The organism is Pseudomonas sp. CM25 (assembly GCF_013179705.1).
Lineage (GTDB): Bacteria > Pseudomonadota > Gammaproteobacteria > Pseudomonadales > Pseudomonadaceae > Aquipseudomonas.
The window spans coordinates 1-23,302 of record NZ_JABMCW010000016.1 but is presented as its reverse complement, the minus strand read 5'-3'; the positions used below and the strand labels follow the sequence as shown (position 1 = coordinate 23,302).

Sequence of the window (23,302 nt, the reverse complement as noted above, 5' to 3'; positions counted from 1 at the left end):
GGGGGCGCGGTGCCCCCGCCTGGCAACAACCCACTACAAGAACAACAGGGTGGCTTCATGACTTCTCTTGCAAACAACCCGCCGCGTGCGGCCATCACCATTGGCCTGTGTTTTCTCGTTGCCCTGCTCGAAGGCCTCGACCTGCAAGCCGCCGGCATCGCCGCCCCTGGCATGGCCAGCGCCTTCAACTTGGGCAAGCTGCAAATGGGCTGGGTGTTCAGTGCCGGTATCCTCGGCCTGCTGCCCGGCGCCCTGGTCGGCGGCTGGCTGGCGGACCGCGTGGGGCGCAAACGCGTGCTGATCGCGTCGGTGGCACTGTTCGGCCTGTTTTCCCTGGCCACGGCCCACGCCTGGAGCCTGCCCAGCCTGTTGCTGGCGCGGCTGCTCACCGGGGTAGGGTTGGGCGCCGCATTGCCCAACCTGATCGCCCTGTGCAGCGAGGCCGCCGGCGAGCGCCTGCGCGGCAGCGCCGTCAGCCTGATGTACTGCGGCGTACCGTTGGGAGCAGCACTGGCGGCCGGTATCGGCATTGCCGGTTACAGCGGCGAGTGGCAGCGGGTGTTCCATGTCGGTGGCGCCGGGCCGCTGCTGATCCTGCCGTTGCTGGCGTTCTACCTGCCGGAGTCGCGCCAGTTTCGCGCCACACAGCCGGCCGGTGATACACCCGGCCTGTGCCGCGAGCTGTTCGGCCAGGGCGCCACATGGCTGTTGTGGCTGAGCTATTTCTTCACCCTGATGGTGGTGTACATCCTGATCAACTGGCTACCGAGCCTGTTGGTCGGCCAGGGCTTCAGCAGCCATGACGCCAGCTGGGTGATGTTTGCCCTGCAGATCGGCGCCGCCATCGGCACCCTGGCCCTGGGCCAGCTGCTTGAACGCTTGCCGGCCTGGGCGACGGCGACGCTGGTGTACCTGGGCATCCTGGCTGCCCTCGGTGGCCTGGGCCTGGCCAGTGACCTGCGCGGCATGCTCGCGGCCGGTTTCTTTGCCGGCTTCTTCGCCACTGGCGGGCAAGGGGTGCTGTATGCCTTGGCGCCGCACTTCTACCCCGCACGCGTGCGCGCCACCGGCGTGGGTGCGGCGGTTGCGGTTGGCCGCCTGGGCGCCATGAGCGGGCCACTGGTAGCTGGCCAGATGCTCGCCCTCGGTGCCGGCTCTGCCGGCGTGCTGCTGGCCTCGGCACCGGGCGTGGTGATTGCTGCCCTGGCACTGTTCCGCCTGATCGGCCGTCGCCCGGTATAACGCCACTCGCTGTTCACCCTGGCGTGCTCCCTGCTGCTTCTGCGGCAGGGCTTCCTACAACTACAAGAAAGTGAAGTCACCATGCACAAGGCCCGAAAAACCTGCCTGGCGCTGAGCGCCTGCCTGTTTTGCGCCAATCCGCCCCACGCCGCTGGCTTTGTCGAAGACAGCCATGCCGAGCTGGTGCTGCGCAACTATTATTTCGACCGCAACTACCTGGGCCCGTCCCCGCAGGCCGCCGCCCGTGAATGGGCCCAGGGCTTCATCCTGAATCTCAGTTCAGGCTTCAGCCAAGGGCCTGTAGGTTTCGGCCTCGACGCCAAGGGCATGCTCGGGGTAAAGCTGGACTCTTCACCCGACCGTGCCGGCACCGGGCTGCTGCCCTTCGACCGCAGTACGCGCGAGCCGGCGGACAACTATTCCGAGCTGGGCCTGACCGGCAAGCTGCGCATTTCACGCACCGAGCTGCAGAGCGGCAGCATCAGTACTTTTCTGCCGATTGCCTTCGCCAGCCCCACGCGCCTGCTGCCACAGACGTTTCGCGGCGCTTACCTGCGTTCATCCGACATCGACCGCCTGAGCCTGCATGCCGGCTGGCTCGACCGCATCAACCTGCGCGACTCGACCGACTACCAGAAGATGAGCATCGGTTCGCCCAACGGGCGCTTCAACGGCGCTGCCACATCTGACCGCTTCACCTTTCTGGGCGGTGACTACGCCTGGTCCGAGGCCTTGACCTTGCGGTATTACCACGCCGAACTGGACCAGCTGTACCGCAAGGACTACTTCGGCCTGGTCGACGAGCGCCAGCTTGGCACTGGGCGCCTGAAAAGCGATGTGCGCCTGTTCGTCACGGGTGAGGACGGTGCAGCCAAGGCCGGCAAGGTCGACAACCGCAACACGGCCTTGATGCTGAGCTATGCCTGGGCCAGCCATAGCGTTGGCGTGGGCTACATGCGCCTGGATGGCGATACCGCCATGCCTTACCTGTACGGTACCGAGCCGCTGGTGATCACCGAAGGCACGCTGAGTTCGGAGTTTCTCAACCCCAGGGAGCGCAGCTGGCAGGTCAGGTTCGACCAGGATTTTGCCCCGTTCGGGTTGCCGGGGCTCAAGGGCATGCTGCGCTACGTACGGGGTGACAACATCGAACTGCCGGGCTTCGGCGGGGCCGGGCTGAGTGAAAGCGAGAAGGATGTGGAGCTGTCGTACACCGTGCAGCAGGGCACGTTCAAAGGTGTGGCGTTGCGCGTGCGGCATGCCTGGTATCGCAATGATTTTGCAGCGGGTGCGACGCACCGGGACGACAACGAGCTGCGGGTCAACCTGGACTACACCGTGAGGCTCTGGTGACTGGGGCATACGCATGCTCCATCAGCGCCGGGCAGACAACTGCTGCGGTGCCAGAAACGCATCATGGAAATAGTTGCGCACAGCCTGCATCGCCGGGCTGAACGCCCGCTCCCGGTGCCAGGCCAGCCCCACGCTCATCGGCGTCACCGGGTCGCTGATGGTCACTGTCTCGATGCGCTTGCCCTCCAGCGACCAGGGCCGGTGCACCAGGTCGGACAGGATCGCCACGCCGCTGCCATTGGCGACCATGCTGCGCACGGCCTCCACCGAACTGGTCCTGACCCGCACGCGCGGCTGCTGCCCGGCCTGCTGCCAATAGCGCATGGCGCTTTGCTCGGCCTCATCGACTGTGAGCAGAATGAAAGGCTCCTTGGCGACATCGGCCAGGCTCACCGCCGAGCGCTCGCACAGCGGATGATGCCCGGGCAACCACAACCGCCGCTCGGAGTTGAACAACGTCTCCGAAACGATGGCAGGGTGGGTGAGGTTGGCGGTGAGCACCACCGCCATGTCGAAACGCCCCTCCAGCAGGCCTTGTTCGATGGCGCTGCGCTCCTGCTCGTACAGCTCCAGGGTTACGCCTGGATGCCAGTGCTCCAGGCGCTGCAGGTGGTGGGGCAGGAAGTAGCCGATCACCGTGTAGCTTGCGGCCAGGCGCAGCAGGCCACTGGCGCGCATGTCCGGTAGCGGGCTGTTCAACGCATCGTCGACGCTGCGCATTATCACGTAGGCGCGGTTCAGGAAGTGCCGGCCAGCTTCAGTCAGGCTCATGCCTTGGGCGGAGCGCTGGAACAACAGCATGCCGAGCATCGCCTCGAGCTCCTTGATCGCCGTGGTCACCGCCGACTGGGAGATGTTCAGGTGGATCGCCGCCTGGGATATCTGGCCGATCTCGGCAGTGGCGATAAAATAACGGACCTGGCGCAGGGTCAGTGACACGGTAGGCTCCTGTGGCGGCTGCAGGTATCTGATTTTCCGAAGACACCCTATCTGTTTATAGATCTTCCCAAGGGGGCGACGAGAATCTAACGTGGCCTGCATGCAGTCACAAGTGCCAGGAGAGACAGTCATGCAAGTGGTGGATTTCAACTCGGACATGGGTGAGGGCTTTGGCCCGTGGACCATTGGCGATGGCGTCGACAACGAGTTGATGGGCTACATCAGCACGGCCAACATCGCCACCGGCTTTCATGCCGGCGACCCCGGCACCATGCGCCGCACTGTCGAGCGGGCCAAGGCCTTGGGCGTTGCAGTAGGGGCGCACCCGGGTTTCCGCGACCTGGTCGGCTTCGGCCGCCGGCACATCAATGCGCCGGCCCAGGAGCTGGTCGACGACATGCTCTACCAACTGGGCGCGCTGCGTGAAATTGCCCGCGCCCAGGGCGTGTCCCTGCAGCACATCAAGCCGCACGGGGCGCTATACATGCACCTGGCGCGTGACGAAGAAGCCGCGCGGCTGCTGGTGGAAAACCTGCGGGTAATCGAGCCCGAACTGCTGCTGTATTGCATGCCGGGTTCGGTGATCTGCCGGATCGCCCGGCAACTCGGCCAGCCGGTGGTTCGCGAGTTCTACGCCGACCGCGAATACGACCTGAGTGGTTCGATCGTGTTCACCCGCAATGTCCGTGGTCATGAACCCAGAGCAGTGGCTGAGCGGGTGCTGCGGGCCTGCCAGCAGGGCGTGGTGCGCACGGTCGAGGGCCAGGACCTGGCCATCGAGTTCGACTCCATCTGCCTGCACAGTGATACCCCGGGTGCGCTGGACCTGGTCGAGGCCACGCGCAAGGCGCTGGACACAGCGGGCATCGAGGTGCGAGCCCCGCGCTGAGCCCATGTGGCATGCGGCATGTACCCGCCGCAGCCCGCGCATTTTGTTTTTGCCTGCCTTTCTATAAAGATTCCAAGAAAAGGAACAGTCATGGCCGAACCGCTTGCTACAACCCCGATCCGTTACAGCTTCGGCGCCGACGAGCATCTGTTTGCCGAAGTCAGTGACAGCATGTCGCTGGAGGCTTTTTTCAAGGGCATGGCCATCACCCGTGCGGTGGAGCGGCTGGCGCTGGATGGCGTGCTGGATGTGTGCCTGGCCAACGCGTCGTTCCAGATCCGCTTCGACCCGGACCGCATCGCCCCCGAAACGCTGCTCGACGCCGTGCGCGGTGCAGAAGCCCAGGCGGTGGCCGAGCGCAGCTTGCACACGCGAATCATCGAGATACCGGTGCTGTACAACGACCCGTGGACGCACGAAACCCTGATGCGCTTTCGTGACCGCCACCAGGACCCGACCAGCACCGACCTGGAGTACGCGGCGCGCATCAACGGCCTGGCCGATGTCGAGGCGTTCATCGCTGCGCACAGCGGCGCGCCCTGGTTCGTGTCGATGGTCGGCTTCGTCGCCGGCTTGCCGTTCATGTTCCAGATGGTCGAGCGCGAGCGGCAGTTACAGGTGCCCAAATACCTGCGGCCACGCACCGACACCCCCAAGCTCACCTTGGGCCATGGCGGCTGCTTTGGTTGCATCTACTCGGTGCGCGGGGCAGGGGGCTACCAGATGTTCGGCGTTACTCCGGCGCCGATCTACGACCCGCAGCAGACATTGAATTACCTGAAGGCGCACATGGTGTTCTTCCGACCAGGAGACATCGTGCAGTTCAAGCCCATCGACCGCCGCACCTACGACCAGGCAGTGGCGGATGTGGAGGAGGGTCGCTTCGACCTGCGCATTCGCCCGGTGGAGTTTTCCCTGGACGCGTTCCTCGCCGACCCGGTCGGCTACCCCAAATCGCTGCAGGAGGTGCTGGCATGATCAAGGTACTCAAACCGGGCCTGGCCACCTCCGTGCAGGACCTGGGCCGCGAAGGCTACTACCACCTGGGCATCCCGCCGTCTGGTGCACTTGACCAGTATGCCCTGAGCGCCGCCAACCACCTGGTGGGCAACCCGGCCGGTGCGGCAGGCCTTGAATGCGCGCTGGTGGGGCCGGAGCTGGAGTTCCAGCACGATGCACTGGTGGCGGTATGCGGGGCACAGATGCCGGTGTTGCTCGATGGCCGTGAGCAGCGCCCGGACACGGCGTTTGCCGTGCGCGCGGGGCAGGTGTTGCGGTTCGGCTTCCCTACCGCTGGCGCCCGTGCCTACCTGGCGGTGGCCGGAGGCATCGATGTACCCGAGGTGCTCGGTAGCCGCTCCACCTATGCCCTGGGAGCGCTGGGCGGGTTCCATGGGCGCAAGCTGATGGCGGGCGATGTGCTGCCGGTCGGCCTGCCGAGCGGCAAGACCCACGCCGGTGCCAGCCTGCCCATGGCCCTGCGCCAGGCCCTGGGCGGCGAAGTGGTACTGCGGGTGGTGCCGGGCCTGTACTTCCACCGCCTGACCGACGCGGCGGCGCAAAGCTTCTTCACCCAGGCCTGGACGGTCGGCTCCGAGGCGGACCGTATCGGCTATCGCTACAAGGGCGGCAGTGCCTTGAGCTTCCAACCGCGGGAACAGCCGTTCGGTGCGGGCTCGGACCCCTCCAACATCGTCGACAGCTGCTACCCGATCGGTTCGATTCAGGTGCCGGCGGGGCTGGAGCCGATCATCCTGCACCGGGATGCAGTGTCGGGCGGTGGCTATGCCATGATCGGCACGGTGATCAGCGCCGACCTCGATCTGATCGGGCAGATGCAGCCGAACCAGCAGGCACGGTTTCTGGCGGTCAGCCTGGAGCAGGCGCTGGAGGCGCGGCGGTCGTACAAGAAGAAGCTCGGTTGCCTGGCCAGGCTGTTCTCCTGAGCGCAATGCGTTTTTCTCATTGAAGCAGGAGCAACTGTCTTGCACAAAATTTAATCGGCGTGCGCGATCCCTGTGGGAGCGGGCTTGCCCGCGAACACCGGCGAAGCCGGTGCCATCCACCCTCATGGTTCTTCGCGGGTAAATCCGTTCCTACATTCACGTTCGAATATTCCTACAGCGACTTGGGAAACGCCAGGCTCCTCCCAGAACGGCAGTGCGCGACATGGTCGCGGTCGCTGCCAGGGAGCAGCGGCTGCTTTGCCATTGCCGCCGCTGAAGGCGGGCTGTTGCACGACCAGTGCATGTTATGCGAGCGCCAGGGTCTGCCGATCCTCCTGCCGCTGCGCCGCGCGCTGCGGTGGCCGACAGCCTGCATATTTCGGCCAAGCTGGGCCTGCGCACCTTGCGCATGGGTTACCTGTACGTGCTGCTCGACCAGCAGGTCTGGCATGGCTACGAGGTCAGTGCGCAGGGTCATTTACGCTATTTCAACCCGTACGAGCCCCAGGACGGTCCGCCGTCGCCGCTGCAGGCAGCCGACGTGTGCCTGCGGTTGCTGCAAACATGTGATCGGTGAAGAAACCAGCGAGCAGCTGGATATCGTGCCCATGCAGATCCACGTGATCAAACACATCCGTAGAGTTTACGGTTGCCGTGGCTGTGAAATCGCTCCGGGCACCGCTGACCAACCCGCTCAGTTGATCGAAAAGAGCATGGCCAGTCCGAGCGTCTTGGCGATGCTGCTGACGACCAAGTATGTCGATGGCTTACCGCTGCACCGTTTCGAAACGGTGCTGAGCAGACACGTTATCGAAATTCCGCGTCAGACCTTGGCACGCTGGGTGATTCAGTGCGGCGAGCACCTGCAACCACTGCTGAATCTGATGCGCGACCGGTTGCTGGAAAGCCCGGTCATCCATTGCGAAGAAGCGCGCGTCCAAGTGCTTAAAGAAGCGGATCGAGACCCGACCAGCGAATCCTGGATGTGGGTGCAAGCCAGTGGGCCACCGGATCAGAAAGTCGTGCTGTTCGACTACACATCCAGCGGTGCTGGCGAGTCGGAACCGGTTCATCATGTTCATGGCTCTGCGACCAACGTGGCCGATATCATGCAGGTTGCCAAGCTGTTGCATGGCAAAGACAGTACGGTTTATGTAGACGCTGGATGCACCAGTGTCGAGAAGCGTAAAGAGCATGATGGCGTAAGGTCGTCTGGTAAATTGCGGCGCGGCACAGCGCGTGTTCCAGGCTCAACAAACGCAGTGGTTTCCACAAGATCAAGCGCAACATGGAGTACTGCAAAGCGCAGGTACGATAAGGCCGTGCATCCGTTTTAGTTAATCAAGAACCAATTTGGTTGCGTGGAATTACGTTTTCGTGAGCTGATGAAAAACACAGCTCAGCTGACCATGCTGTCGTTCTGTCAAGTTTTTGGAAAGCTCGAAAAAAGTTTGTGGGTATGGGTACGGTTCGCCTGTAGCGAGCAGAGTCAGTCGGGCGCCCTGCATATTATTTATCGCTCACCTTTTTTACCGAATGGCAATGTAACTGTGCAGGGGTATCAACTTGTCGTCATGGCGCGACAAGTTGAATGGGGAGTGTTTATTTACTCTGGCTTGTTACGCAGGTTAGTGATAAGTCGGTTCCAGTAGCGTACAGCACTCAAAGTGCTGCTGTCTCGTTAGCCAGGTTTTGTTTTCAGGGTTTATCGGATCACCATCAACGATAGCGGGTTTAATCTCGAATAGCTCCATGCCTTTAGGTCGTGAGTGCTTATTCTTGTCAATCATTTTGGTCTGCCAATTGAGCAAATAGATCGGGAAGGTGTCGAGCGGCTGGCGTGCATGGTTTATGCTCGCCGCAAGTTCGTCGAAGCGCAGAAAGTGCAGCCCAAGGGTAAGACGGGCCGCGCCGATGTGGCGCTGGCGATGATCAACAAGCTGTACGGCATCGAGCGCGAACTCAAGGAGGTGAGCGACGAACAGCGGTTCCTCGGTCGCCAGGAAAGAAGCCTGCCACGCCTCGGTCAGTTGAAAAGCTGGCTGGACAAGACGTACTCCCAGGTCACACCGCAAAGTGTGCTGGGCAAGGCCGTGCACTATCTGGCGAACAACTGGAGTCGGTTGGAACGCTATGTCGAGGCCGGTCATTTACCGATCGACAACAACCTGGCAGAGCGTGCGATCAAGCCATTTGTCATCGGGCGCAAGGCGTGGCTGTTCAGTGACACGCCCAAGGGTGCGACGGCCAGTGCGCAGATCTACAGCTTGGTCGAGACCGCCAAGGTCAACGGCCAGGAGCCCTATACGTGGCTGCGCCACGTACTGGAGCGCCTGCCGTATGCATCGTCGGTGGCAAACTACGAAGCCCTGCTGCCGTGGAACTGCTCGCCAGAGATGCCACGGTAACCTGTGGGCCCATCATGTGATAGGTGTGGTTCATGGATCGCACTCGGCGTAGTGGCTCTACCCAAGCCTCCGGCGGAGCGCAATCTGCCGCCTAAGTGCTACGCCGATACTGCGATCAATATCGAATGCAACCCGTCATCCCGCTGCCTCAATGAAGCGCAAACCCAAGCCTGGCTTACCCAGACTGTTTGATCGGGGCAGGTACCGGCAGCGCAACATCATCAAGCGCAAGTTTGGCTGGCTGGAAATTCTCTCTGCACTGATGCTGAGGTTGCTCTCATTTGTGCGGTCTGAAATCTTATGATCCCAATGAGTGATTTTGGGTGGTTTTCACATGAATATGTTTATTGAATAAAGGGGAACTATTTTATCAAATTTTTGAGATCTTTACTGGAGAAGGGCAGTCTCGGTGTATCGAAGTTACGTAAAATTAGCAGATGAGGATCGAGCTTTAACCTACACAGATTCTGCAGGGTGGGTTTTCCTCCGGCCACCAAGGCAGGTTCGAAGCCATAAATTTCATCTGGGGCGAGCGGGCCGTATTTCTTGAGTGCGCGCTCGAATAAAGGCTTTCCGTTTGAATCGGTGTTATCATAATCCTCTGGTTCGCTAGTCCCGAATAGCGATTGGATCGTAATGTTTTGAGCGGTCAGTTCTTTGATTTTTAGTCGATTCTTTACTGCGAGTATTTCATTGTGGTTGCAGATGATTGAAGTGCTGTGTCCGGTTTTTTCGCCGCACAAGTAAAGGTTTCCAAACGCGCTTCTGGCTATTACATGGAATTTATCAAGGGATTCTATCGGTGTATCCTTGAGCCAGGCATCTTTAATATGCTCGTAATCATCGGGGTTAACAGTCCAAAAAAGTCCATTTGCATATCCTGCCCACCCTTCATTTTTCCAGTATTGGATCAATACAGGTGGAAGTATGCTCTTCCACTTTTCAAAGCTAGCTTCTGGAACGCTGGTTCGCTGAGTTGCTTCTCCAAAGTACTCGATAAATTCAGCAAAATCTAAGTCACGCATTACTTATTTTCCTTTTTTATCTGGAGGGCAAATGCTTAGTTCGACACTCATCATCGCCTTACCATCGCCCCGCTCGATGGCTCTGTCTGCTGCGCTTTCGATGGTCTTGATTCTTTCCTTATGTCCCCAGCTTCCACCAATGGCGCTGTTTATACGTTTGTCTCCTAACCCTGTGGGGTCGGGTTTGGCCCAGCCTCCCGCGATCATATCAGGCTCGTGGAGCGCGGCTAATTTTTCCATGATCGCGCCGCTCTCTGCTTTGGCCTCGGCTTTCGCGACTTTAGGGGCTACGCCCGTGTTTCTTTTACTTTCGTATACGCTTTTCTCTATTTCTTTACGCCTGTCACGTCGGTAATCGCGCTGCGCTTTGTCCGCCAGAGGATTTCGGCCGGAATCTCCAGTTTTCCGCTTGGTTTCGTCGAACATTTTCCTTGCACCAGAGAAATCTTTGGCCGACATATTGTTGATTGCATCCTCCTGCCGCTTGAGCTGGCGAGCATACTCTTTGAGATACCCTTTTTTTTCTGTCTCGCTCATTTTTTTGTAGGCGTCAGACTGTCGAGGGTCGAAGCACTCTGTTTTTTTCTTTTGCAGCTTCTTCGGTCGTACCTTCCCGCCTGGCGCCTTTTTACGTGCAGCTGCCGCCTTAGCTCGCTTCTGCGCTGTTTCTTTTGCCGTTCGCTCAATAACCTCCTTGGATGTCTTGACGGATGCCTCTGCCACTGCCTTGGCGCCATGCCTACCTAATTTGCCTGCTGTTCCTAAGTACCCTGCAAATGGAACTGCCGATAGCAAAGATAGAGCGGCTCCCGCATAGTCACCACGGGCGAGGCTGATGCCCGCATTAGCGACATCAGCTATTTCGCCAACGACTGGGATCAGACCTACGATATCTAGCCCTAGCTGAAGGCCATCCAGTATCTCATCGCCTGTTGCGCCTTCTGCTGGTGATTCCGTTTTCACACCAGGGTTAGAGGACTCCGCAGTATCTCCGGTGGCGAGCGTTTCACCTCTTACTCTACCTAGCGTGTTGCCATTCGGCGTGGTGGTCGCGCCGCTGTTTTTCGATGATGGGTAGAGTTGAGTGTAGGTTGGTATGTCCTCCAAGTCAGCGAGTTCCATGCGGAATGCTTCCTGACGTAGGGCCTCATACTGCGTTTCACCCAGTGTCAGAGATCTGCCCCACTCATCGGCGCCATCGGCAAAGTCGACCAGTACATTTCCAGCACCATCGGTTTGTACGTACATCCTGTCCGGTCCGTTTGGCACCCTGCGCAACGGCACTTCGTGTACTTGGACGACAAGCGTGTCTAGTTGAACTGGTTGAATGCTCATGGCATCAACTCCCATTCATCCAGAACAGGTCCCCGTGGCGGACCAGGTGGCGCCCCTCCGCACGAACGGAACTGCTGTGCTCCAGCGGATGGCATTTGCCTTCGACGGTGCCGCTCTTGACACCTTTGGCTTGGCCGGTTGCGTCACCGATGGTCTTTGGAGTGAAACTGCGCTTGTAGACGACTACAGGATGGCCATTAGCACGTACGCTTTTCGCCACACCGCTGCTGGTATCCAGTTCTGCCGTGACCGGATAAGGCACGGGTGGAACGCTGCTGCCCATCGGTGTTTTGCAAACATCGGGCGCGATGCTGATAACCGTCCATTTCGTCTGTTGCCGAGCCATTACGTTATCGGCCATCAGACGTGCTCCCTGCTGCGGTGCGGGGCGCGCCGAATGATGGGCGCTTCTGGATTGGTTTCGAAACGCGCTTCGAGCACACGAATATCCAGCGAATTGGACAGGCTGATGCGGTGCGTCATCGACAGGGTCATGGCATCGGTGTCGATGCGCAATGTGTCGGTGAGCATCGGCAGCGGCAGCATTACGCCGTTGGTCATGCGCATGAGCACGAAGGGGCGGTGACCTGGAAGCTGGACTTCACAGTTACCATCTTGGCTCAGGGATGGATCAGTCAGGTTGAGCAGGGCAATGCGTGCATCCGGTGCAGGAAAAGCTACCTGCTGGTCAACCGGGGCGCCATTCCAGTAGCCGAAATCAAAATCCTGTGGCAACCCGGGCCAGTGGTCCTCCTCCCAGCTTTGGTCATAAGTACCTGCAAGTGCCAAGCGCGGCGCCCACGCTCGGCCAACGATGCCGAAGCCGGCCGGCCTGCAGTCATAGGAGGCCGCGACCTCAGCCATAGCAGAGGCATTGAGTGGGCCAGCTGGATGCCGCGAGCGCAGCAGGCGCTCGATGGGGTTGTCCAAATGCTCGATCTGAGGCGCCGGCAGGCTGGCCAGCGTCTCGCCGGTCTGCTCGTAGTGCAACTCTTCATGACCGTGTTCCAGCCAGCCACAGCCCAATGGGTTACTGAAGCAAACTTCATTGAGCAGGAACTCGGAGGCATCGGGGTTTTGCCCGTATTCGGGATTGGCGAACCGGCTGGTGCCGCCAAAAGCATGCTCCCAGCGCAACGGAACACGCGTGGCAAGCTCTGGGTCTGTGAGGTACCAGCCGAAGAAGTTGTGATGAAACTCTCGTGGACCGGTGAAGCGCAGGGTCTTGTCCAGTAACACGATTGGCGTGAGCTGTTCTCTGTTGCGACGCCGAACTTCCAGTACTTCTGCCTGGCGCGCCTGCAATTCATCAGCGGTCAGGTAAACATTCGGTGCGCGCTTCGGGGGTGGCGGATCAGGGATTACTTGCTTGGGACGGGTCGATGTAACACGGACACTGGCTTCCCACGAAGTTGCAGGTTGTCCTGCCGGCGCATGCGCATGGCCGACGACGATGACATCGCAGCGTGGCTTGAATGGCGCCAGGTCGCTCTCTTCTAATACGGAACTGCTGCCGATCTCTGCATAGTAGGTATCGGCCATGCACAGCGGCACTGGTTCGTCATCGACGACGATGGCTCGGAGTTTGCCAGGACAGCCATCAATATTTTCAAGGCGATATCCGACCTTCATTGCAATGACAGGATGTTCCTGACCGTCAGGCGCAAGCGCGCTGAAGCACATGACGTCAAAAGGCGTCAGGTTGCGAAATTCCATGTTGGGTTACCCCTTCAGTTGAGATCGACATCCTTGCCGTTGATTTGCACAGGCCCTGTGGCACTGAAGTCAAAGTTGCTGCCGTTGATCAGCACGGTCCCGTCGGACTTCATGACCAACGTCGCCTTGCCTACCGTGATGCTGAGTTCGTCGCCTGCTGTGATGTTGAAGCGGTTGCCGACGATCACGGACTTGTGTACGCCTACCTGCTCGCTTTGGCTCAGGCCAACTGTCGTATTCATCGCCGCACCGACACTGACTTGATAGCCCGCACCAATGGTCAGCGCCTTGGCTAGGCCGATGGTTTCCGCCTTCGCCAACTTGATGGTTTCGGTCTTGTTGGCACCGATGGTGACGTGGCGATTGAGCCCGATGCTGATGGTTTCGTTTTTGCCGACGTCTTCGGTGCGATGGTCGCCGATGGAGATGGTTTCGTTGTGGTCCACCCGCTCGCTGCGGTCGTTGCCGACGAAGGTAGTTTCGTTGTGCTTGACGACGTTGTTCTGATCCTTCTCCGCATGGATAAACACCTCCTGCCGACCCAGCTCATCCTCGAAACGCAGCTCGTTGAAACCATCACCCTTGTGGGTCTGGCTCTTGATGGTCATGCGGGTCTTGTGGTCGGGCAGGTCGTAGGGCGGCAGCTGGTTACCGCAATAGGTGCGCCCAGTGATCATCGGCTGGTCGGGGTCACCGTTGACGTACTGGATGATCACGTCCTGGCCGATACGCGGGATGGCCATCGCGCCCCAGCTGCCACCGGCCCATCCCTGGGATACCCGCACCCAGCAGGAGCTGAACTCGTTGTTGTTGCTCTCCCGGTCCCAGGGGAAGCTGACCTTGACCCGACCCCACTCGTCGCAGTAGATCTCCTCGCCGGGCGGGCCGACCACGGTAGCCATGTGCGGGCCGTCCACGCGAGGTTTCTGCAAAGGGGCAGGGCGCCATTCGGTGCGACCTGGCACCAGCACTGCGGTTTGCTCATAGCGCGTGCTTTGGTCGACGCTGGCAGCCTCTTCCTGCAGGCTGGTGAACTGGCGGCCTTTGTGAACGACACTGTTCACTCGCCAGTGGGCATTGAGGTCATCGCGAGGGTGACCGGTCAGCGTGAAGCTCAGCCCGGGCTGTAGCCGTGCGTCATCCCCTTGAACTTCGGCAATGCGCACATCGTGGCGCAGGGCGGTGATGCGGTTCTCGGTGAACGGTTTGCCCACGGCATCGCGCTTGTAGCGACCGGGATAGTCGAAGCGTTCGTAGTCGGTGGATTGGTGTTCCAGGAAAGGGCCGGCAGCACGGTGTTCCTGACGATACGCCGGATGGGTGAAGGTGTAGTCGCGCTGGACCTGCCGCGAGGTTCGGACCTGTTCGCTGTAGCGCAGTCGCCGCAGGCAGGGTCTAGCCTGATCACCACCACTGCTGGATTGATACAGCACAGTGTTGGGATCGATAACGTCTTCGCCCTCAAAGAAGCCTTCGTCATCGTTGCCAGTCTTGAGCGCGCCATGGCTGATCAACCCAAGGGACAGCAGCTGATCTGTGATGATCAACTTATGCAGTTTTTCACTGTGCTCGAAGCGATAGACGAAGCCCTCTTCCGCCGCCAGACGGGCGATAAAGTCAAGGTCGGTCTCGCCCGCTTGCACGCAGAACTCGCGCACCTGGTGGTCCATGCTCACGCGAAGCTCGTATTGATCGATACCCTGGCGCTTGAGCATCAACTCAAGAATCTGCGGCACGGTTTTTTGCTGGAAGATGCGCCAGTTCGAACGCAGGCCGGCGCGGGCCAGAATGGGTTCGACCAGCGCGTGATAGTAGGTGCGGTAAAAGCCGCTTTCGCCTTGGCTGAAGCTGCTCACCAGGCCGTTCACGTACCGCACCGGCCCTTCTTCATCCAGGATGGTGAGTACCACCGGTTTGTCCAGCACTTGGCCGAAGTCGATATCGGGTTCGAAGCTGACCAGCTCCAGTTCCAAAGTAAAGGGTGCGCTGATCGCTTCCCTGAGTTCAAACGACACCACTTCGAACTCAACGTCGCCCACCAGTGGCTCGAATCTGTAGCGCAAATCAGATTGGCTAGGCATAAAAGATCCTTGTCCGCCGTCTGAAGAGTCGAAAAGCCCAGGCAGCGCGAGGCTGCCTGGGGCATTTCAGTGGGGTCAGGCGATCGGTTTGCGCCAGTCGTCAGAGCCTTCGGTACCTGCCACCACATGGGCCCAGGAGATCTTGCGGTAGGACATGGACACTTCGATCAATTGGGTGAAGCCAGCGTTCTCCTTGTCCTGCGCATGCGGCAGGGTGGTGTGGATATCGACGATGGTGGCGTCCTCCAGCTTGGTGGTGAAGAAGTGTTCCTGCTTGCCCTCCACTGAGGTGCGATACCAGCTGACTTCAACGGTCGGCAACATCTCGCCGCTGGCCAAAGCCTGGTACATGAGCGGTGTGGCTTTGTTCAGGGCGCTGGTGAAAATGAACGGTTTGTGCACCCGCTGTCCTGCGGGTTGGCCACTCTGCGGGTCGGTTGGGGTGGTCACCTGGTGCTTGATTTCCTGCACCAGAATCTCGTCTTCATGGCCCTCGACGAACACGTTGCCGACCGAGTCAGAGGTGAAGGCGCCTGCGGTGATGTTGCCTTGGGTCTGGCCTTCGATCTTGATGTAAGCGGGTGTTGGCATGGCAGTTTCTCCTGCGTCCATGTGGATACAACACGCCACCACGGGCGGCGTGGCCATCGGAAACGATGGGCTTGTCAACGAGGCAGGTACCTCGTCAATTCGTTGAATTCGGTTGCGTCGCTGTTCGACGCGCTATTGCTGCAAGATGCCGTTGAGTGACTCCAGCACCTCGGTGGTAATCAGGTGCAGGCGGTAGCTGTAGATGCTGTAGGCCACGGCCATGGCGACTGCAGAAATCACCAACGGGCTCCACCAGGGCCATTGCCGGTTCATGCGAAAATTGCGCGGGGCCACGTTGGTGTAGGGATCGCCGACCGATTCCGGCACGGGGCCGCGCAGTTCGCGGATGATCCCGTGAAGCTGGTGAATGAGGCCGTTCAGCGACTCTTCGCCTTTCGGCGCGATGGCGTACTTGCCCTTCAAGCCCAGGCACAGCGCGAAATACATGAACTCCAGCACGTCCTGGTAGCGCTCGGGTTCCTGCATCAGGCGCGAGAGCACGGTGAAGATCTTTTCGCCACCCCAGGTTTCGTCGTGGAAGATGCTCAGCAGTGGCTCCTGGCTCCAGCAGCTGGTCTGGCCCCAGGGTGTTTCCATGACCGCTTCATCGATGTAAAGGCACAGACCGTAGGAGTAGGCCAGCAGCTGAGTGTGCTCGTAGCCGTGCTGGCGCATTTCTTCCCTGATGTTGTCGATCTGGTTGCGTACCTGCCGGTGCACGTCCTTGATGTTGGGTAATTCATCCAGGGTGCGCAGGCGCATGACCAGGCCGAACAAGGGTGCGGCAGCATCCAGCATCAGATTTGCGAAGCCGCCTCGTAATTGGAAATCCGGGTCGGCGGCGTACCCCTCAAAAGCAGGCTCGGTCTGTACTTCTGAGGTGCCATGTTCAGACGATGTTTTGCCGCTGCTATCTAAGTTCTCTATCGATTCGAAGAAACCCTTGTTGTCATCCTGAATGTCCTGAGTACTATCTTTCATCTTATTCACTCCTGATCGCCCAGAACTGCAACTCAAGCCCCGGGAACTCGCCCGCGACATGAATACCGAAGCCATTTGAGCCTTTCATGCCCGCCCAGCTCGAGTCGCGGCGGTCCAGTTCGAAGTAGGTGAAGCCTGCATGGAAAGGCAGGTCCCGTGGCGCCACGGGTAGCGGCACCAGTGGAATACCCGGCAGTTGCAGCGGCACGACCTCGTTCAACGCTTCCAGCGAAACGACTTTGGCCTTCTGCACAAACATCTGGCGCAGCGTTTGCGGTGGCAGATTGGCGCGCACTGCCAGGATGAAGTCGGCTTGATCGATCAGGCGACGGTCGTCCAGCGTGGTCTGCATCAATCCGTACTTCAGCGTTTCCAATGGCAGCGACACGGCGCGCGGCTGAAGTACCGTGCTCAGCGCGCGGCGCAGCGTGTCTTCCAAAGGTTTGAACGAAGTGCGCAACGCTGTGTGGCGATAGGCAGGGTATTCCTGCGGCAGACGGGCCTCGTCGGTGAAGGTGACGAACTCACCACAGGCTTGACTCATGTACAGATAAAGCTGCTCGGGGTGCGTCTGGCCTTGCCTGGCCAGATGCTGGAAGCACGGCCACCAGCGGTTCATGGCCTGGAGCAAGTTGAAGTCGCGGATGTCGGCGATACCCGACTGACCTGAAGCACCGATGCGGGCGGCAAGGTTGCGCGCACGTTCGCGCAGGGTGTTTGTGATCTCCTCCAGAAAGCGTTGCAATGCCGGTATGGCGCGTACCGAGACACTGGTGGGATAGAACCCTTCGTCCAGTTGCAGGCTGCCATCGGGGCGGCGTTCCAATATGCGTGCCAGGGCCAGCCTTGTGTAAGCGCTGCTATCGTCAGCTTTGCGTTTGAGTTGCAGGTTTGGCACTGCCAGGTCAACCTGCACCAGGTCGCCGTCGACGCTGTGCGTGTCCTTGATTTCCTCTGCCTGCGCGCTGTAACGGAAGTTGGCGGTATTGTCAGGCCAGCTCACCTCGCGGCCACCTTCGGTACGCAGCGGCAGGCACAGGAAAATCTCGCTGTCTTTGGCGCCGTCGTCCTCGATTTCCAGCGGTGGGGGTGGCGGCAGGTCAGCAGGGATATCGAACACCGTGCCGTCCGGCATGATGCCCCGCGCGCGGGTGATGGCGATCTTGCCAAGGCTCAGGTACTCATCATTCAACTGCAGTTCGCTGAAGCCATAGAAGGCTGCGTTCAGGCTGCCAAGGCGCTGATGCAGGGCCGCTTCAGCGGCCCGGGCCGCCTGTTGGAAATGCTGCGGTTTGACGAACAGGCCTTCAGGCCACAGGACGGGGTTTCGTGAACTCATGAGCGCTCCGTGTCAGCGTGAGTAAATGAGAGGGACTGGGCTGCCATCAGTCTTCTTCCTTGAGCAGGACCTGCGTGTCGTTGAGCAACACCGACAGGATGATCTGCTGGCCGCGCGGCGGAATACGCAGCACCTGGCTCCATGTGGCGTTCTCCTGGTTGCGGTAGTCGGCGATAACTGCGACGAAACGGGTTTCGGGCTCGATGGCCGCAAAGGGGATGAACTTGAACTGGCCAGGTCGCAGCAGGTAGTCGTCATCGCGAATGTAGGTGCTGCGCAGCGCCTTGGCCGGATCCTTGTCCAGCAGTTCGTAGACGCTGTTGCGCAGCAGCGAGTCGTCGCGCAGCTGAAGGATCTTGATGGCCATGGGCGTGGCGATTGACTCGCCAGCCAGGGTGGCGGTGTGGGGTAAGGTCAGCACCACGGTCGGGTCTTCGTAGCGGCCGGGCGTGCTTTCCTCAAAGGGGGAGCGATTTGGCTGATCGTCCTCGTCCACTGGCACCGCGACGGGTGACATTCCCGGGAACTGTTCCTGGAGGTATTCGAGCAGCGTCCCGACTTTTTCGGTCAAGGCGTAAGGGTCGCCAGCGCTTAAGCTGACGGCATAGGGACTGGGTTCCAGAGCGCCACGCTGCTCAACTGACACGTCGACGCTGTGCGCGTTGCCGTTGAGCGTCGGGCTGGCATTGATGCTGAACGCGACTTGGGTGGGATGCTCTCTGGTCGCCCCGACGGGCACCGAGGGATCCTTGATCACTTGGCCGATTTTACTCAGAGCCGTGCAGCCCGAGAGTCCGATCAGTGCCGTCAGTAGAACGACCACGAATGAATGACGCGTCATGGGCGTTCTCCTGCAATCAGGTGTTCCAGCGGGCTCGATTGCGTTGGCCCCGTTGCAGCGTCCAGTGCCGCCAAAGGATCGTTACCGATACTTGGCGCGAAGACCGAGCAGATGTCTGCGACAACCTGCGTGGCGCCTGAAATGGGTTGCCGGGCGTTGGCTGGAACCTCCACTAGCCAGTGATCAAGGGTTCGCTGTTCAGGACTGAACATGTCCTCCAGAGAGCGTGCATCGGCCTGCGACAGTTGAACCTGTAGTCGATAGGCGCCAACGCGCAGTCGGTCACCCTCCAGCAGTCGCCTGGGGGCGAGCGAACCCAAGCTGTCGTGGCTGTCGTTGAGGTAGGTACGCTGACAGCGGTCAATGACGCAGAAGCTGCCCTCTATCCAGCGAATTTCGCAGTGAATCGGCGCAACGGTCTGCTCCCGATCGTTGATCCGCCACGTGGCTTCGGCGCTGCCGATGGTGCCGCCTGTGCAATCGAATTGATGCCGGATAGTGACGTTGTGCTGCAATTGATCAAGGTTCGTAATGCTCAAGGTCAATGTGCTCATGAGCGCCCCCGGAATCGCACGACGGGGCTGATCTGGCCGTGGTGATCGTCGACGAAGCTGGTCCAGCCCAGGTAGGCGCCCTTGGCAGGATGCAGGCAGAAGGGCGACAATGCGTTCTGCTTCAGGCGCAGCTCCAGGTCGTAGGCCAGACCATCACGCAACAGGAAATCAATCAGAGCACGCAAGCGATTGAAGTTGATGCCGCTGGGCAACAGGTCACGCAACTGTTCCTGATCAAGCTCGCTGATCACGATGGTGAACTTGCTGCTGCGGGTTCGCGTGCGGCTGCCGACCATGAAGGAGCTACCCAGTGCACCGTTGCTGCAGCCAAGGCTCACCTGTTGCGTGGCAGTGGTGGGAACCGAGCGGCTTTCGAACTCTCGGATGTGCACCTGCTTCAAGTCAAAACAGTGGGCGATGATGCCGGCGACCGTGCCTGGTGCACGGCTGCGGCTGGCGATCACACCGGCGAAACTGAGCAGCCGGCTCCAGGGTAGTGCCGTATCACCGCGCAGCTGTTTGTCATTCAACCCGAGCAGGGCGAAGATGTACTGGGAAAACCCATCGCTGGCACCCGGCTGGAAACGAATGTAGTAGCGGTACTTGCGCCAGATGCGGTGCAGCAGGCTCAGCACGTAGTGATTGAAGAAGTCGAAGAACGCCGGCCGTACACCAATCCCGTGGGCATGCTCGTATGACACTTCTTCCAGGTAATAGGTTGGCAAGGGCGAGTCTGTGCCGTGCAGGCCCATGAAGGTGGTGCACACGCGATAGCGGTCTTCGGCTTCGGGCATGCGCTCGGCTTTGTACACGTCGGAAACCGGAAAGGTCAGTCGCGGGTCGCTGCCCAGCCGCACGCGCAGGCGAGTGGCCCGGTCCGGCCAACGCGGTTCCAGGTCATCCCCGTGCAGGCCGTGCAGGCGCTCCAGCAACTGGTAGAAGTTGTACTGGTGTGCGTCGGCGAGCAGCTTGTCGGCTAGATCAGCGGTTGTTTGCCGGTCTGGATGGGCCATGTGTAGTGCTCGTTGTTGGTAGTGTTGATCACTTCCAGTTGATGGAAGGAGTTGATGCTGGCGTACAGGGCGAAGAAGTGCGCGAGCACGCAGCCGAACAGGTACAGGTCGCCCTCGCAGAGGAAGGCGGCCTGATCCAGCTTCAGCCGTGTGCGTAGCCCGCGAATGGGCTGGCCTTTGATTAGCCAATCCAGAGGTTCTGTTTGAACATCGCGGATGCCTTCGAGGCGCTTATGGGTGGTGCGTGTCTGTTGCAGGTCGTGCAATGCCACGAAGTCATAGGCACGAATCACCGCTTTCAGCGGCTCGGCCGAAAGCAGCGACAGGTAGTTGAGCGACATGTTGGAAATGAGCGCCCACTGCAACTGGCCATCCAGCACCGGCCGATAGGGGCGTGTCGGTTTACAGATGTTGGTATAGGTGGTGAGCGGCGGCGTGACTTCGGAAAACACATTGATATCGTCGACGCCCAATGCCAGGGGTAGATCGCGATTGGTGCAGGTCAGGTCGATAGACGCCGTTTCCAGTTCACCGGTGTAGGCGTTGGCATCGGCGCGCACGAAAGCGATACGGTGCGTGACGCCATCGCCGCGCAAGGACTCTTCGAGGGTGTAGCGGTAGTACAGCGCCGTGCGTCCTTGAGCGTGCTCGATCTCATGGGCGAACGATTCGAAGGGGCGGAAGGTACGTAGGTGTTCGCCGGTACTGCCGTCTGTTGTCGTACGGGTGCTGATCACTCGATCAACACTGAAAATTTCATACGCATGCCGCTCTTTACCTCTGGGCGTGAGGTCAGAAGGGGCGTGCCGGTTGGAGAGGTCGATAGGCTCGGCGGTGTAGCTGAACAGGTTTACCGCCGGCGTGCAGAACAGGCTGAAGTCCGCCGTGCCGATACGCAACGAATCCGGTAGCTGGCGGGTGAAGTGAAGTTCAATGCCCACCTGCTGAGTTGCTTGATCGGGCCAGATCTTCTGCAGTCCGGTGATGCTGAAGAAGTGAAAGCGCTTTGGAAATACAAAGTATTCCTGCAAGATCCGATAGCCGTCGAAGACGTTCTGCGGGTAAGGCAGCAGCCCTTCGTTTGAGCTGAAGCCTGGGAAGACGATGCTGCTGGCTGGCAGCCTGCGGACCTCGCCATTGATCGTCACAGCGACATGCTTGAGGTATTGAGCGATCCAGAGGTACAGCGTGCGGGCAGTCTCGGTATCACCGCTCAGGTGGAAATCCAGACTGTTGCAGCCGAGGGTGTTCAAGGGTCGCTCGACCAAGGTGCGCAGCTCGATGCTTGCCACCGAACTGTCAAGCGTCTGGGTAGCGCTTACCGATTCGATCTCGAACGGATGGATATCCACTGCCGTGCAGGTGCGAAACTCACAAGGCACACCGTCCACAGGTTTAGAGAACAGCTGTGAACCTTTGGGAATGCGTTGCGATTGGCTGAGCGCTTGCTTGAGTGGTGTGAACTGGATAATGGTGGCGCTCGGCAGTGGCCGCAGGTAATTGGGCCACAGCAGTTGCAGCATGGGGTGCGTCAGCTCTGGCAAGTCATCCTCCAGCTTGAGGCGCAGCTTGGCCGTGAGGAAGGCAAAGGCTTCCATCAGGCGTTCGACATCCGGGTCGCTGCCACCCTTGCCCAGCAGCCGGGCAAGTTGTGGGTTGTCTTTGGCGAAGTCGTTTCCCAGCTCATGCAGGTAACGCAACTCTTCGCTGAATCGATCCTTGAGTGACATCGGTCACCTCACTCGGGTGTGGCGGCTATGGCCGTTGACCAGCAGCTCCAGTTGCAGCTGCTCCTTGTGGTTGTTGACCTGCACCTGGCAGTCCAGCCTGAAATGCAGCTCCAGCGGGGCGAGACAATCGGGCATGGCTTTGAGCGATCGCACGTGCACACGAGGCTCGAAACGCCGAATTGTGCGGCGTATGTCGGCGCTCACTTGCTTGAGCAGGTCGCCACTGCTTGCGTCGTGCCCGTTGAAGTCATGCAGGCCAAGCTCAGGGCTGCTCTGCGAGCAGCCTTGGCGAGCGTTAAGCAGCGTTTCCAGGTGGCGCTTGATGGCGGCGAACTTGTGGGACGCGTTCTCTTGCCTGGACGGATCGCGGATCACGGTCTGATCCGCAACCAAACGGTCGAAAAATCCGCTCATTGGGTATCGAGCCGGCCGACCAGAGAAATTTCGAAGTTCGCACCCATATATTTGAAGTGCGGGCGCACGGCGAGCGAGACCTGGTACCAACCCGGGTCACCGGCGACGTCTGACACCTCGACCTTCGCGGAACGCAGCGGTCGGCGGCTACGCACATCGGCGGACGGATTTTCCTGGTCGGCGACGTATTGCTTGATCCATTTGTTGAGTTCTGACTCAAGGTCCTTGCGCTCTTTCCAGCTGCCGATCTGCTCGCGCTGCAGCACCTTGATGTAGTGGGCCAGGCGGTTGACGATGAACAGGTAAGGCAGCTGGGTGCCGAGCTTGTAGTTGGTCTGAGCCTGCAGCCCTTCCGCGGTCTTGGGAAAGTTCTTCGGTTTCTGCACCGAGTTGGCCGAGAAAAATGCGGCGTTGTCGCTGTCTTTGCGCATGGTCAAGGCGATGAAACCTTCTTCGGCCAGCTCAAATTCCTTGCGATCAGAAATCAGCACCTCGGTTGGGATCTTCGCTTGTAACTGCCCCAGCGCCTCGTAGAGGTGTACTGGCAGATCTTCGACGGCGCCACCGGACTGCGGGCCGATGATGTTAGGGCACCAGCGGTAGCGGGCGAAGCTGTCGTTAATGCAGCTGGCCAGCAAAAAGGCGGAGTTGCCCCACAGGTAGTTTTCGTGTCGTCCTGCAATGTCCTCGACGTAGTGATAGCTCTGCACGGGATTTTCTTGCGGATGGTAGGCCGGGCGAAGCATGAAACGGGGGCCGGTCAGTGCAGTGTGGCGAGCGTCTTCACTTTCACGGAACGCACGCCATTTGGCATGCCGAGGCCCGGCGAAAATATCTTTGATTTCCTTCAGATTGGGCAGCTCTTCAAAGCTGCTCAAATTGAAGAAATCGGGGGATGGGGCGGC

The 23,302-nt window shown here is 59.8% G+C and carries 21 protein-coding genes and 3 pseudogenes; 9 read left to right on the top strand and 15 right to left on the bottom strand.

The window, feature by feature from the left end; translation table 11 throughout:
• Window positions 1–57 precede the first annotated feature (57 nt).
• A complete protein-coding gene (gene mhpT / locus HP546_RS03465; RefSeq protein ID WP_172219647.1) occupies window positions 58–1,242 on the top strand; it encodes a 3-(3-hydroxy-phenyl)propionate transporter MhpT in 1,185 nt (394 codons plus the stop codon).
• Window positions 1,243–1,323: 81 nt separating this feature from the next.
• Window positions 1,324–2,595, top strand: coding sequence for an OprD family porin (locus HP546_RS03460; protein WP_172219645.1), 1,272 nt, complete (start codon window positions 1,324–1,326; stop codon window positions 2,593–2,595).
• A gap of 21 nt (window positions 2,596–2,616) precedes the next feature.
• Here HP546_RS03460 and HP546_RS03455 read toward each other — a convergent pair whose 3' ends face one another.
• Window positions 2,617–3,534: a LysR family transcriptional regulator gene (locus HP546_RS03455; RefSeq protein ID WP_172219643.1), complete on the bottom strand. Its 918-nt coding sequence runs from the start codon at window positions 3,532–3,534 to the stop codon at window positions 2,617–2,619.
• A 130-nt stretch (window positions 3,535–3,664) separates the two neighbouring features.
• Here HP546_RS03455 and HP546_RS03450 point away from each other — a divergent pair, with 130 nt between their 5' ends.
• The 7 genes and pseudogenes from HP546_RS03450 to HP546_RS03420 form a co-directional block, all read left to right on the top strand.
• Window positions 3,665–4,423: a 5-oxoprolinase subunit PxpA gene (locus tag HP546_RS03450; protein WP_172219641.1), complete on the top strand. Its 759-nt coding sequence runs from the start codon at window positions 3,665–3,667 to the stop codon at window positions 4,421–4,423.
• 90 nt (window positions 4,424–4,513) lie between these two features.
• Entirely contained in the window at window positions 4,514–5,401 is an 888-nt protein-coding gene (locus HP546_RS03445; RefSeq protein ID WP_172219639.1) for an allophanate hydrolase subunit 1, read from the top strand.
• Window positions 5,398–6,369 carry a biotin-dependent carboxyltransferase family protein gene (locus tag HP546_RS03440; RefSeq protein WP_172219637.1) on the top strand — a complete coding sequence of 324 codons (972 nt, stop codon included), beginning with the start codon at window positions 5,398–5,400 and terminating at the stop codon, window positions 6,367–6,369. The genes HP546_RS03445 and HP546_RS03440 overlap by 4 nt, the downstream gene beginning before the upstream one ends.
• A gap of 307 nt (window positions 6,370–6,676) precedes the next feature.
• Window positions 6,677–6,946 (top strand): toxin VasX, encoded by a 270-nt coding sequence (locus tag HP546_RS03435; protein ID WP_372242407.1) that lies wholly within the window; start codon window positions 6,677–6,679, stop codon window positions 6,944–6,946.
• Window positions 6,909–7,421 (top strand): annotated as a pseudogene (locus HP546_RS03430) (transposase); the annotation flags it as partial. The gene HP546_RS03435 and the pseudogene HP546_RS03430, both read left to right, overlap by 38 nt.
• 771 nt (window positions 7,422–8,192) lie before the next feature.
• Window positions 8,193–8,777: pseudogene (locus HP546_RS03425) on the top strand (IS66 family transposase); the annotation flags it as partial.
• Between the two features lie 98 nt (window positions 8,778–8,875).
• Window positions 8,876–9,024 (top strand): annotated as a pseudogene (locus HP546_RS03420) (IS5/IS1182 family transposase); the annotation flags it as partial.
• Window positions 9,025–9,139: 115 nt separating this feature from the next.
• Here HP546_RS03420 and HP546_RS03415 read toward each other — a convergent pair.
• The 14 genes from HP546_RS03415 to tssC all read right to left on the bottom strand — a co-directional run.
• Entirely contained in the window at window positions 9,140–9,802 is a 663-nt protein-coding gene (locus HP546_RS03415; RefSeq protein ID WP_172219635.1) for a GAD-like domain-containing protein, read from the bottom strand.
• A 3-nt stretch (window positions 9,803–9,805) separates the two neighbouring features.
• Window positions 9,806–11,137 (bottom strand): polymorphic toxin type 15 domain-containing protein, encoded by a 1,332-nt coding sequence (locus HP546_RS03410; protein WP_172219633.1) that lies wholly within the window; start codon window positions 11,135–11,137, stop codon window positions 9,806–9,808.
• A 4-nt stretch (window positions 11,138–11,141) separates the two neighbouring features.
• Entirely contained in the window at window positions 11,142–11,498 is a 357-nt protein-coding gene (locus HP546_RS03405; RefSeq protein ID WP_172219631.1) for a DUF4150 domain-containing protein, read from the bottom strand.
• Window positions 11,498–12,853 carry a DUF2169 domain-containing protein gene (locus tag HP546_RS03400; RefSeq protein ID WP_172219629.1) on the bottom strand — a complete coding sequence of 452 codons (1,356 nt, stop codon included), beginning with the start codon at window positions 12,851–12,853 and terminating at the stop codon, window positions 11,498–11,500. The genes HP546_RS03405 and HP546_RS03400 overlap by 1 nt, the downstream gene beginning before the upstream one ends.
• Window positions 12,854–12,867: 14 nt before the next feature.
• Complete coding sequence (locus HP546_RS03395) at window positions 12,868–14,934, bottom strand: type VI secretion system Vgr family protein (RefSeq protein WP_172219626.1); 2,067 nt, start codon at window positions 14,932–14,934, stop codon at window positions 12,868–12,870.
• Between the two features lie 75 nt (window positions 14,935–15,009).
• Window positions 15,010–15,525 (bottom strand): Hcp family type VI secretion system effector, encoded by a 516-nt coding sequence (locus HP546_RS03390; RefSeq protein ID WP_172219617.1) that lies wholly within the window; start codon window positions 15,523–15,525, stop codon window positions 15,010–15,012.
• A gap of 132 nt (window positions 15,526–15,657) precedes the next feature.
• Window positions 15,658–16,506: a type IVB secretion system protein IcmH/DotU gene (gene icmH / locus HP546_RS03385; RefSeq protein WP_172219615.1), complete on the bottom strand. Its 849-nt coding sequence runs from the start codon at window positions 16,504–16,506 to the stop codon at window positions 15,658–15,660.
• Between the two features lies 1 nt (window position 16,507).
• Window positions 16,508–17,845, bottom strand: a complete 1,338-nt coding sequence (tssK, locus tag HP546_RS03380; RefSeq protein WP_172219613.1) for a type VI secretion system baseplate subunit TssK — start codon at window positions 17,843–17,845, stop codon at window positions 16,508–16,510.
• 46 nt (window positions 17,846–17,891) lie between these two features.
• Complete coding sequence (gene tssJ / locus HP546_RS03375) at window positions 17,892–18,686, bottom strand: type VI secretion system lipoprotein TssJ (protein WP_172219605.1); 795 nt, start codon at window positions 18,684–18,686, stop codon at window positions 17,892–17,894.
• Window positions 18,683–19,240, bottom strand: coding sequence for an FHA domain-containing protein (locus HP546_RS03370; RefSeq protein WP_172219603.1), 558 nt, complete (start codon window positions 19,238–19,240; stop codon window positions 18,683–18,685). Before HP546_RS03370 ends, tssJ begins: the two co-directional genes overlap by 4 nt.
• Window positions 19,237–20,253, bottom strand: a complete 1,017-nt coding sequence (gene tssG / locus HP546_RS03365) for a type VI secretion system baseplate subunit TssG (RefSeq protein ID WP_172219601.1) — start codon at window positions 20,251–20,253, stop codon at window positions 19,237–19,239. The genes HP546_RS03370 and tssG overlap by 4 nt, the downstream gene beginning before the upstream one ends.
• Complete coding sequence (tssF, locus tag HP546_RS03360; RefSeq protein WP_172219599.1) at window positions 20,217–21,983, bottom strand: type VI secretion system baseplate subunit TssF; 1,767 nt, start codon at window positions 21,981–21,983, stop codon at window positions 20,217–20,219. Before tssF ends, tssG begins: the two co-directional genes overlap by 37 nt.
• Window positions 21,984–21,986: 3 nt before the next feature.
• On the bottom strand, window positions 21,987–22,397 hold the full coding sequence (gene tssE, locus HP546_RS03355; protein WP_172219589.1) for a type VI secretion system baseplate subunit TssE: 411 nt from the start codon (window positions 22,395–22,397) through the stop codon (window positions 21,987–21,989).
• On the bottom strand, window positions 22,394–23,302 hold a 909-nt coding region (tssC, locus tag HP546_RS03350; RefSeq protein WP_172219587.1), incomplete at its 5' end, for a type VI secretion system contractile sheath large subunit. The genes tssC and tssE, both read right to left, overlap by 4 nt.